Annotated in this window: 9 protein-coding genes and 1 pseudogene; all 10 read left to right on the forward strand. The window is 43.0% G+C overall.

Annotation, left to right across the window (positions count from 1 at the left end; translation table 11 throughout):
* Positions 1 to 433: pseudogene (locus tag C7Y69_RS13580) on the forward strand (carbohydrate ABC transporter permease); the annotation flags it as partial.
* Between the two features lie 10 nt (positions 434 to 443).
* Positions 444 to 1,475: an ABC transporter ATP-binding protein gene (locus C7Y69_RS13585; protein WP_126873079.1), complete on the forward strand. Its 1,032-nt coding sequence runs from the start codon at positions 444 to 446 to the stop codon at positions 1,473 to 1,475.
* A gap of 83 nt (positions 1,476 to 1,558) precedes the next feature.
* Positions 1,559 to 2,332 carry an HAD family hydrolase gene (locus C7Y69_RS13590; RefSeq protein ID WP_126873080.1) on the forward strand — a complete coding sequence of 258 codons (774 nt, stop codon included), beginning with the start codon at positions 1,559 to 1,561 and terminating at the stop codon, positions 2,330 to 2,332.
* 164 nt (positions 2,333 to 2,496) lie between these two features.
* Complete coding sequence (locus C7Y69_RS13595; RefSeq protein ID WP_126873081.1) at positions 2,497 to 3,705, forward strand: M24 family metallopeptidase; 1,209 nt, start codon at positions 2,497 to 2,499, stop codon at positions 3,703 to 3,705.
* A gap of 281 nt (positions 3,706 to 3,986) precedes the next feature.
* On the forward strand, positions 3,987 to 7,118 hold the full coding sequence (locus tag C7Y69_RS13600) for a CHAT domain-containing protein (RefSeq protein WP_185864177.1): 3,132 nt from the start codon (positions 3,987 to 3,989) through the stop codon (positions 7,116 to 7,118).
* Positions 7,115 to 7,699, forward strand: coding sequence for an RNA polymerase sigma factor (locus tag C7Y69_RS13605; protein ID WP_126873083.1), 585 nt, complete (start codon positions 7,115 to 7,117; stop codon positions 7,697 to 7,699). The genes C7Y69_RS13600 and C7Y69_RS13605 overlap by 4 nt, the downstream gene beginning before the upstream one ends.
* 113 nt (positions 7,700 to 7,812) lie before the next feature.
* A complete protein-coding gene (locus tag C7Y69_RS13610) occupies positions 7,813 to 8,439 on the forward strand; it encodes a hypothetical protein (protein ID WP_126873084.1) in 627 nt (208 codons plus the stop codon).
* A 23-nt stretch (positions 8,440 to 8,462) separates the two neighbouring features.
* The gene (locus C7Y69_RS13615) at positions 8,463 to 9,137 is read left to right on the forward strand and encodes a hypothetical protein (protein ID WP_126873085.1); all 675 of its coding nucleotides are present in this window, start codon (positions 8,463 to 8,465) and stop codon (positions 9,135 to 9,137) included.
* Between the two features lie 209 nt (positions 9,138 to 9,346).
* Positions 9,347 to 11,539 (forward strand): hypothetical protein, encoded by a 2,193-nt coding sequence (locus C7Y69_RS13620; protein WP_126873086.1) that lies wholly within the window; start codon positions 9,347 to 9,349, stop codon positions 11,537 to 11,539.
* Positions 11,536 to 12,225: a hypothetical protein gene (locus C7Y69_RS13625; protein WP_126873087.1), complete on the forward strand. Its 690-nt coding sequence runs from the start codon at positions 11,536 to 11,538 to the stop codon at positions 12,223 to 12,225. The genes C7Y69_RS13620 and C7Y69_RS13625 overlap by 4 nt, the downstream gene beginning before the upstream one ends.
* The last annotated feature ends 2 nt before the right edge of the window (positions 12,226 to 12,227 follow it).

A 12,227-nucleotide genomic window follows, 5' to 3' on the forward strand; every position in this document is an offset into this window, starting at 1 on the left:
GAATCTATTGGAGCACGTCACGCTTAGGTTTGGTGATTGTAATGACACTCATTAACTTACCTATCATGGTGGGATGCTTTACACCTATTTCAGAGAAATCCCTCATGAAATTCTTGAAGCGGCACGAATGGACGGCGCTGGCATTAAAGAAGAAATTTTTCACGTGTTACTACCAATCGCCTTACCCGGGATTGCGTCAACCTTGCTGCTAAACGTTATTTTGGCGTGGAATGAAGCCTTTTGGACACTCATTCTTACCGCCGCGAATGCAGCACCGTTAACTGCCTTTATTGCCAGTTATTCAAGCCCAGAAGGCTTATTTTACGCGAAATTATCAGCAGCCTCTGTGATGGCTGTGGTGCCAATCCTTATTCTTGGTTGGTTCAGTCAAAAACAATTAGTGCGCGGATTAAGTTTCGGCGCGGTTAAGTAGGAGTATTCCAATGGGAAGCATTACTTTAAAGCAAGTGACAAAAAGCTTTGGCGACGTAAATGTTATTAAACCGCTAGATTTACATATCCGTGACGGTGAATTCATTGTGTTCGTTGGGCCATCGGGCTGCGGTAAATCTACCTTACTTCGCATGATTGCAGGACTTGAAGATACGACTAGCGGCAACATTGATATTGACGGTGAAGACGCCACAAATATGCCGCCTGCCAAACGTGGTTTAGCCATGGTATTTCAGTCTTACGCGTTATACCCGCATATGTCTGTTCGCAGTAATATTGCGTTTCCGCTTAAGCGCGCAAAAGTAGCGCCTGCTGTGATTGACGAAAAAATTGAAAAAGCGGCTAAAATGCTGAACCTAACCGATTATCTTGATCGCAAGCCGGGTCAATTATCAGGTGGTCAGCGTCAGCGTGTGGCGATTGGCCGTGCTATTGTGCGCCAACCTTCGGCATTTTTGTTCGATGAGCCATTGTCTAACCTGGATGCTTCACTTCGAGTGAACATGCGCCTAGAAATATCAGAACTTCATAAAAGTTTAGATACCACCATGATTTATGTAACGCACGATCAGGTGGAGGCCATGACCATGGCCGATCGTATAGCGGTATTCAATGGCGGTATTATCGAACAAGTCGGCACGCCATTAGAGCTATATCAAAAGCCAGTTAACCGCTTTGTAGCTGGGTTTATTGGCTCGCCTAAAATGAATTTCATTGATGTGATGCCTAAAGCCGGCGACGATACACATGCCATAGGCGTGCGACCAGAACACTTAAAAATTACCCAAGAGCGAGGGTTGTGGTCAGGCAAGGTAGGTGTAGTGGAGCATCTTGGCTCAGAAACCTTTTTACATGTGCATGTAGAAGGTGCTGGTACGCTCACGGTTAAAGCTGACGGTGATTGTCCGGTGAGCTATGGCGATGTGGTCAACCTAACTGCCGCAGAAAGTAAAATTATGCATTTTGACAAGGATGGCGTAACCATTCCCTCACTTTCTTGGGGCGAAGAGCGTGTAGCATAATTCGTTTTTAGTTAATGTGCGGGTTATTGCATTCAACAATAGCCTGCACGTTTTTAAAGGACGAAAGATACAAGGATTATTAAATGGGTAGCAGTAAAACCTCCCTCGACACTACAGACATTGAACTTGTGATCTTCGACTGTGATGGCGTATTAGTCGATAGTGAAGTGCTGTGTAAACGGGTCATTATCGCCATGCTAGGCGACTTAGGTGTAGAGGTTACAAGCAACTACTTCGATACGTATTTTCTAGGCCAAAGTTACGAGTCTGCACAAAAGCAGATTTTAGCTGATTTCAATGTCATGCTTCCGGCTGAGTTTCGAGATAACTACCTAACTGCACTGTTAAAAGTGTTTGCTGAAGAGTTACAAACGACTCCCCAGTTAAATGATGTATTAGCGCATTTGAACGTGAAAAATTGTATTGCGACCAGCAGCAGTCCAGAGCGTGTGGCGTTTGCGCTAGAAACAACAGGTCTTCTTTCTTTTTTTGAAGGGCGCATTACCACAAGTACAGAAGTTGTAAATGGGAAGCCAGCCCCTGATATATTTTTACTTGCGGCATCGAAAGTAGGTGTTAAGCCTAAGCATTGTTTAGTTATTGAAGACTCAGAAGCGGGTATTCAAGGTGCACTAGCTGCCGATATGCAGGTGGTGAAATATACCGGCGCGAGTCATTTTAAAGGTGTACTGCCAATTAGCGCAGATAAGAATGAACCAATTAGCGCAGATAAGAATAAACCAATTGGCGCAGATAAGAATAAACCAATTAGCGCAGATAAGAAAAAAGAGGTACCGTCGATTTCTCATTGGTGTGAGTTTTTCAATCTTTACCCCAGCTTAAAAATAAGTGTTTAGGCAGGGCGTTTTTTTAAGAGTCGAGCGATCGAGACACCACATTTACGCTTAAATTACCCAAGCAGGCAGGGGATGAATGATCCTTTAACTGGCTTCTCGACTTTTCACTTCAGTGTTGTACAGTGCACCTGCTTTATCGACGAATAACATTATAAGGGCAGGTTATGACAACACTGATTGGCGGGAAAACAAAGGAAGAAGCACTGGGTAGTCTTTCAAATATGACTAGCGATGTAGCGCCTATTCAAAAAAGTGAATACTTATCTCGCATAGATAAAGCTCAGCAATATATGCAGCAAAATTGTATTGCTGCGCTGTACCTTAATGCCGGCACTAACTTATCTTACTTTACGGGCATGCAATGGTATGCCAGCGAGCGTTTAGTGGGCGCTATTCTTCCTGCCTCTGGCGATATTATCTACGTGGCACCTTATTTTGAAATCGACTCCCTTGAGGAACGTAAACTCATCGAGGGTGACATTATGGGGTGGCAAGAGCATGAAAGCCCTTATGCACTGGTTGCTCGTTTAGTGGGTGAAATTGATACTGCCGGTGGCAAGAAAATCGCGGTAGATGAATCGACCCAATTTTTCGTTGTTGACGGGTTTAATAAAGCCCTTCCTGAAGGCGCCAGCATTATTAACGGCGCAGAGATTACTGCCCACTGCCGAATGCACAAATCGGTCAATGAGCTTGCGCTTATACAGCGTGCTATGGATATGACCCTTGCAGTGCATAAAGCTACAGCCAGTATGCTCTATACAGGGATTACTACCACAGAAGTGGAAGCCTTTATCAATGATGCTCACAAAAAAGTGGGTGCCAGTGGCAACTACTTTTGCATTGTACTTTTTGGTACGGCAACGTCATTTCCACATGGGGTAAAAGACCCGCAAGTATTGAAAGAAAACGATTTAGTACTTATTGATACCGGCTGCAAAGTTCATGGGTATCTATCTGATATTACGCGAACCTACTGCTTTGGTAAGCCAACAGCGAAACAAAAGGCGATGTGGGAAAGTGAAAAACGCGCACAGTACGCAGCCTTTAATGCAGTAAAGCCAGGCGTACCCTGTGGCGATGTTGATAAGGCCGCGCGAGACAGCTTAGCATCTGATGGCTTAGGCCCAGATTATAATCTACCAGGTTTACCCCATAGAACAGGGCATGGCATTGGTATGGATATTCACGAGTGGCCATACTTGGTGAAGGATAATCCACACCCCTTAGCACCAGGAATGTGCTTTAGCAATGAGCCTATGATAGTGGTTCCTAATGAGTTTGGTATTCGTTTAGAAGATCACTTCTATGTATCTGACACTGGTGCAGTGTGGTTCACCGAACCAAGTAAATCCATAGACGAACCTTTTTAAGGACAGTGTATACGCATTTTACGTTCTGCCAGTTTTGTTAGAAAAAGGAAAAGCCAACGCTGAGTGTTAAAACCTGCTGATATAAGGTGACTTGAGTGTTCAAATAAATTAGTGTATTTTTTGAACAATACTTTGGTGGCGTAAATGCATGTATGGAAACTCTAAGCGTCTCTTTTCTCAAAAGATCAGTAGCTTTGCTATGTGGTTTCCCTTTCTTTATTTCTGTGCTTTTTGTGTTTTCTTTCTCTGGATGGGCGGAAGAAAATACATTGATTCCCACCGTGACAGTATCGGACGCTACCACGGCGAATTTCCAAGTAAGCCTTAATGAAAAAACAACGTTTAGAGTTATCCCTACAACGGGGGTGACAGTGCTTATTAAAGCGACGCAATCAGTAGCAAATTTTCGCTTAGCACTTTATGGCACTGAATATAAAACTAGCAAGCCCTTACTCACTCTTGATATTCCAGCCGCCTATAGACAACCGGAATACCTACTCTTCGATGCGAACGACTGTGTCATTTGTTACGTTGAAATAGATACTTCGGCGTCATCGCCAACGCAAGGTCGCAGCGATATCTTATTTAGTGCTATTGGTACCGGATTAGATGCTCACAGGAATTTCTACAATGCCATTCAATTCGCTTCGTTAACGTGGTCTGCGGCAGAAAATCAGCTTGCAGAGATGGAGTATAAAGAAGCCCTACATGATGTGCGTTCGTACTATGAAAAAGCAGAGAATATTGCAACATCGTTAGATGAACACTCTCTCATTGTTTTCAGTGCCTATATGCAATCTATAGTGAGCCACTATCTTGGAGAATACGACAATCAAGCTGATTTACTAAAACGTATTTTACATCAGACATCTATTCCCCAATCCTACCTTATTAAAATTAACACGGATTTAGCGAGTTACTATATTTATGAAAAAGGTGAATTTGGTACCGCGGTGGCGTACTTAAGCATTGTGTTCGACCATCTAAGTTCTGGGCACTATCCCTTGTTGTATGCAGAGGCGAAAGAGTTAGAAGCGTCAATAGAAATTGAAAAAGGAAGCTATTTAAATGCTGTAGCGGCCTTTGAAGAAACCAGCAAAATTTTCTTGGAACAAGGTGATGTGTCAAATGCTATTAAAAGCATGACCTCTTTAGGATGGCTGTTTTATCACACGGGCGATTTTAACAACGCCATGCAGCAATACGTTCTTGCCAAGAAATTAGCAACCCAAGTTTCAGATAACTACGCAATCACGAACTTGCATATCAAACTCTCGGGTGTGTATCGACAACTAGGCAATATCGAGCAAGCCAATCATCATGTTACACGGGCGCTAAAGCTAAGCGGTAGGTTTAAGCATGCATATTTAGATGCGTGGGCTAATGTAGAAAAAGCGAAGCTTCTGCAGGCAACGGGGCAGTATATCTATTCGAAGGATACGTTTGATATAGCAAAGCGCAGATTTTTTAAATTGAATGCCCCAAAGGGGGCGAGTGAAATCGACTTTTTTGTTGGTTTACTCAACATGCAACTTGGAGAGCATCAACAGGCGAAAGAGCGAATAGAGAGTTACTTGTTTAACACTGACGGAATTGCCACGGATTATGAGCATGCTATTGCTGCTTCAAATCTAGCGCATGCCCTTACGTTACTTGGTAGCAAAGATGAAGCAATGAAATATCAGCAAAATGCGTTAAATGTTCTGATGCAAACGCAAGATATTCGGTCAATCGGCTTAGCACAAATACAAATGGCCACACTGCATGCATCCATGGGGAACGTTAAAAGTGCTGAGACCTATTTTAACAAAGGAACGAGCAAACTTATTCAAACGCGCTCCACGTTGTCACAGTTAGAAAGTACCTATGCCTATGCCAATGAAGTAGCCCATCTCGACCCAGTACTTGCACTACAAATAGGCCGTGATATTAGCGAGCAGATCAACGACATTTTTTCAAAAATAAAGCGAACCGATTTACGTAGGGGTTATTTCTCTACCTACCAGAAGGTGGTCAGTTTGCTGGTTCGTGTTGATAACTCACTTTCTGCAGAGCAGAGCTTATTACTTGCTGAGGCTGCGCGATCACGAACCATAGGGTATGGGCTTTATCGTGACAACAATGCTAATAGCGACATTCAACGTGAACAAAAAAAGCTCAATCAAAAGCAACAGGTGAAATTGATTGAGCTTAGTACGCAAATTGAAACACAGCAGCGAAAACAGACCATCAGAGAGATACGGGTATTGTCAGAAGCGTTATATCAGCTTGAGAGTGACAATTATGTTGTTCCGCCGTCTACCGCTAAATTTTCTGCCAAATCATTGGCCCAACTTCAGCAGTCTTTAACAGAGCATGATGTGGTGTTATTTACTGATACCGCAGAAGTGGAGTCTAGGTTGTGGTTTATTGATCAGCAGCAGATTGTAAGCTTTAAGAGTGAACATGAGCGTTTTTTTAGTGAACGAGTGGGCGCTGTACTGAATGTGATATCGCAAAAACTGCCTTTGCGTAATATGCGTAAAGAGGTGGCAGAGCTACGCAATACACTTTTTCCTAGCAATGCAGAGTATCTATTCAAAGGCAAAACGAACTTAATTGTAATACCGGATGGCGCGTTAACCCGTTTACCATTTTCGTTGTTGTCAGCATCCTCCCCGGCGCAGAGCGGGTGGTCAGTAAGCTATCAACATTCTTTACAAAATATAGTAGATTCGAGAAGAGATAATTACGCTACGGCTGTGGATGAAGGCAGTATTCTTGTTGTGGCAGACCCTTTAATGAAGACTATGCCGAAAGACCAAAGCAGCCCGCTACTCTATGGGTTTCAGTCTTCCTCATTGCCTTATACAGCAAAAGAGGCAAGTTACATAAACGAGTTCTCTGCTCAACCGATAACCCTTCTAAATAAAGGTAAAGCCAGTAAACAAGCGTTAGCAGAATTAGATTTATCTACCTTTAATATCTTACATATGGCAACACATGGGCTAGCAAATAATCAAGTGCCTGAATTGGGTGGACTCGTTCTATCAAACGCTTCAAGTGCCGACAATTTGCTGTTTGCCTCGGAAATCAGGCGGCTTAGGCTAAAGGCTCAACTTGTTGTGTTAAGTGGTTGCGAAACTACCCAAGGACACTTGATAGAGGGCGAAGGCATGCTTGGCTTAACCCGCGCCTTCATCGAAGCTGGAGCACATAGTGTTATAGGCAGTTTGTGGCAAGTACAAGACGATGCAACCGCGATGCTGATGAAGGAGTTTTATCGTTATTTACTACAACACGAATTACCCATCTCTGAAGCATTAGAAAAAGCGAAAGTGGCGGTGAAGAATCACAAAAGAAAAAATGGAACATACCCGTGGCGAGCCCCTTACTACTGGGCGGGATTTGTTCTGCATGGTAACGCGGCATGACTGAGTCTGAGAGCGATATTGCAGCCACTATCGTGAAAGGGATTTTAGCGGGAGATGCTGCCGCAGAATTACAAATGATAGAGCGTTATAAAAGGGGGTTACGCTTTGTGCTTAGGCGAAAATGTCACGCCCCTGATTTGGCTGAAGATATTAGTCAAGAAACGTGGCGTATCGTGATTGAACGTATTAGGAATAATGAACTACGAGATGCCACAAAGTTGTCAGCGTTTATTCTTCAGACGGCCAAAAATCAGCTACTGATGCATTTTAGAAAAAGTGACGTTAAGCGCCAACAAACGGGTATGGGGGAAGCGTTGGAGTCTGAGTCTTCCGGCCCGTCAACACAATCGCCCGAGGATGCGCTAGAACGACATAATTTAGGCTTGCTTGTTCAAACGGTTATTAAAGAGTTGAATACACCGAGAGATAGAGAATTACTCCATCGTTACTATATACATGAACAAGATAAAAGTCTGATTTGTAATGAACTAAATGTTAACGCTAAAAACTTCGACAATGTGCTATATCGCTGTAAACAACGGTTTAAAACGCTGTGGTTAGCGGTAATGGAAGATAACTGATATGAATTTCACTGAGAGGTTTGGCCTAGTTAGTGCACAAGAAGTTAGTACGCAAGAGCATAGGCATTTCACAAACAATAGACCCAGAGTATTCATGGTTAGGAGTTTGCGTAGTGAAGCAGGATGAAAGAATAGAACGGTATGTGCTAGGTAGAATGACACCGAGTGAAGAAGCGGAGTTTGAAGCTTATTTTTTGTCTAACCAAGCGTGTTTAGATCAACTAGAGCTTACAGAGCGTTTGTACAAAGGAATGCAAGCAAACAGTGTTGATAATATAACGCCTATGCAAAGCAAACCTCGAATGTGGAAGCAGCCTATTCCACTTTGGGCCGCGGCAGCGGCATTGATTCTCGTTTTATTAATGCCAACGCCGTTCAATACCTCTCAGCGCTTAGAACCAAATTCCGATTTAAATGTTTATCGCTTGGAAATGGCGAATGTTCGAGCTTCAGAATTTGATGCGGTTAAGGTGACTCAATCGGTCAGCCAGCTCGTGTTTGCAATTTACGTTGATACTGAAATACCTGAATTTGATTATCCCAAATATGGGTTCACGTTAACCAATCAAAAAGGAGAGCAAGTGTTCACGACAAGCGCTTTACATTTAACTTCTACAAGCGAAATTTTCATAAACATGGGATTACAGCACTTTGAATCAGGAGTATACGATTTTGAAGTGTCAGGCTACAACAATACAACAAAAACACCACTGCACAGTGGGTTAATACAATTTAATTAGTCAATAACTAGGAGCGGACCCTAATGACTTTATTCAAAAAAATGATATCAACCGTAGGACTGACATTATTACTTTTAACCTTACTTGGTTGTTCACATGAAAATAAAGAGTGCAACGATGACGATGCAGAGTGCATGCTATCGAAAATTACTGCTAGTTATGACGTCGAATTTTTAGGTAATGATATAGATACTCGCGGGGCGGATGACGCCCTTCAATCACAACGAATAAACGGGTTTGGAGCGCTAATTTTAGATAAAAGTGGCAGTGCTTTAGCGCTTGAAAATACTTGTAGGTTCGAATCAAAAAGCCAAAACACGCCAAAACCTAATATAAGTGTTGGATTTACAGGCGCTAGTGGAATTGACAAAGATAATATTGACGACATCAGCTATAGCGGAAATTGCTATCAGGTTTATGAAACGGGAAATTTTACGGTTCTTTATATACCGACTTTAGATAACCCTAAACACGGAACAGAAGGTGCTCAACCCGTGACAGATCATCCCCATTCCATGCAAATATACGTTTATCGGGGTAATCAAAATGGGATGACGTATCGTGTTTTTCATAGAGATAAGCAATTTAGTAACAATGGAGCTCATGATCACGATGGTGATGGCTCTCATTCGCATGATAAAGATTTATTCGAAGTTTTAAAACACAATACTACCCACGGTGGTGGTATAGGTACATAGGTACCGCAACCGTGAACTAGCTAGCTGTATTCTTACTTTGTAGTTGCGCTGGGCTAGAGGTTAAGCCTGGCTCAGCTAAATCCTGTCTTTATCGTCTCGTCATAGGTATTGCTCCTACCCAAAAAAATAAAAATGCTATTTAGGTGAGAGAATTATAAAGGTTCGTGCACTGCTCATATATACCAATAAAAATGGATTATGAGGGCAACATGAACGTGATTAATTCCGACTGCTATGCCAATTTTGGCAAGTCGCTATTCGGTAAGTTATTGAACCGAGAAAAAACCACTAGTCGATTATCGACAATGTGTATTTTGGTAAGCTCCCTACTTGGTTGTACTACTTTTCCTTATGTTGAGGACCCTCGCCCCGTTAACACAAAAAATTGCACCTCGTGTGAGTCAAGCGAAGTAGAGCTTCAGCGGGCAATGGCTTACGTCGATTACACTTACGACGGCTACCGCAGAAAGCTTTTAGAAGATGCAAAGCAGAGCCAAGATTTAAGCCAAGGCCTGATTGCCCTTGGCACAGTAACATTGGGTTTAGCAGCTTTCGAGGCCAATATTGATACGTTCAAAGCGGCGGGGTTGCTCGGAGGGGGCGCCTATCATTTAGGAACGGCAAATGAAAATGTTGGCAGGCGTGCGCAGTATATTGCTGGTATGCGAGCAATGGTGTGCATAAAAGATATTGTTAGCCCTATGGTGGGAATTACTAGCAATTATCAGCATATTCAAAACAATGCCGAACGGCTTCGTAGCGCAATGGATGAGTACGCCATAGCGGCTGGAGACTTGACCAATAACATGAACCAACTGTTTCTTAACGATGACGCCAGCAAAAGCTTAAAAGCGGCAGCCCAAGCACAGCTAAAGGTGATAGACAGCGACAGAGCGCGGGCCGCACAGTTACTTCAAAGCACCAACACCTTGCTTGCAAAGTCTTCCACGATTGGGCCTAGAGTATTTGCGCAAGTGGATAGCATTCGTGTGGCCGTCGATGAAGCCTTAACGTCAACATTGGCGAGTACAGATAGTATCGGTTCGCAAATAGCTGCATTGAGTGATTACGCACAATATTTTACGCCCGGGCTAGACTTCGCTCAATTACTACAAACCACACTCACTAGTACGGGCGGTTCCGATGTTAATAAAGTTCTCGATGGCATGTTAGCGCAGGCGAAGGGGGACTTCGATAAAAAAAACAAAGAGAACGCCGAGAATGCTGAGAACGTTAAAAATGCGATTATAAGCGTTTACGAAAAAGTCATTTCTAACATCAGTGTTGCCATGGGAGAGATGCAAGCGAAGCGTCAAATTATGTTGGCAAGAGCCAGCGAATTAAATGGTTTATTGGCGATGCCCCTCAACTTAAATGAAGCTACGTTTAAATCTTGTGGTGCCCTTACTGATAATATTACTACCCAGCTAACACTCGATCATTCCTCTTTAGCATTTACACAGGGCGTAATTCAAACGGCAATCGTTGAAGTATCTGGTGGAACTAAGCCTTATTCCGCACAGTTAACTAGAACGCCTAACTCATCGGTAAACGTCTCGACGGTGGCAGGAGGATCTGGAGTTATCGTTACGCTTACAGGCGAGGCAAAAGCGGGTGAAGCTTTTACGATTAAAGTGAAAGATAGCAGCACTCAGCACGCCATTATTAACGTATCGATTAAAGAGCCAGTTAAAAAAACTGAAAGTGATGCTGCGAAAGAGAACGTTAAAGAGGCATCACAAGCAGCGTTGAAAAACTGCGAAAATAGCAAAACCAATACATGGAATGAAACCTTCGGTGTTATTGGCTACCCGGTAATGGGAACACATGCGAATGGTATTGTTTTGGAAAATCCAGCCTTACTAGGAAGTACCATTTCAGGAGAACTGGCTCTTGTTGGGTCGTTTTCTATCCCTTCAGAAACGAAAAATATAGAGGCGATTAAGAAGATATTACTTGAGAGGCTTACCACAGACTCCTTACTCAAAAAGCTTAATTGTAAAAACATTACCAGTAACGAGAAGCTAACGCCTCATGCAAGCTTAGCAAATGCCTTGAGCTCAACACCTGATGTTTGCAAAGCCGATGACGATGTAGGAAGGCTGAAATGTGCATTACGCACGCCAATGGAAGCTGGAGATTGCGGTGACGATTTTACGTTAGCCTATTCTGATTTTAGTGAAGGTGTATTAACCGTAACACTGCGTGACCTAGATTCAATTTGCCCAACACTTTATGTAGATAAAGTAGAGGATTTAGCCGCTCAAGCAAAAGTGACGATTAACAAATCACTCAAGCGGTTTACAGGGAAAAATACATTAAGATACAGCGATTTGAAGTTTAGTAATTATGAGGAAATAAAAGCCAAGATTGAAAGTTTACAAGAGGGGAAAGTGCAATGAGCTATATAAAGGTCATCGATACTGCAAAGAAATCAAAATACGATCAAGGCAGTGCTGTTGCATTAATACGCCGTACCCGAAAAAACCTATCCGTTGAGCACTATCTAGTGAGTTGTTTCCACCTATTTGGATTATTAGCGAGAGACATTAAGCAGCCTTGTCAGCAGGCCACCATAGAGCATGGCGGGAAAGTTATTGCGCACTATAACGATATTTGCGGAAGTATCGCCCCGCTAGGTACTGATACATGGAGCTTCGATGTGGCGTTTGCCAAAGTAGAGCCAAAGAACCTCGAGCTTGCAAGCAAGGCTATTCCCGGTCCAGTACCAACAAAAATACTGTATTACATGGATGAATTACCAAAGACCGCCATCATGCACAGCCCGCGCGGCAAAGTCACTCTATCCAATGTATGTGCTAAAAGGGGTAACCAACAAATTGTTACCTATGGGCCTGAACTTAGCCGTCTTCAAGCGGTACATCGCCTTAGCGCAAGCTACGATGGAGAGACAATGGCTGGAGATAGTGGTTCGCCTGTTCTTAGCGATGATGGAGAAACACTATTGGGCATGCATATCGCTGGGAATGGGAGTAAGGGCTATATGCTTCCTGCGGTTGATTTTATTCAAAATGCCAACCGGTTTATTCCTAAATTTAAAAACGATATTTTATCTTTAGATTTGTGAGG

This window comes from Alteromonas sp. KS69 (genome assembly GCF_003989595.1).
Lineage (GTDB): Bacteria > Pseudomonadota > Gammaproteobacteria > Enterobacterales > Alteromonadaceae > Alteromonas > Alteromonas naphthalenivorans.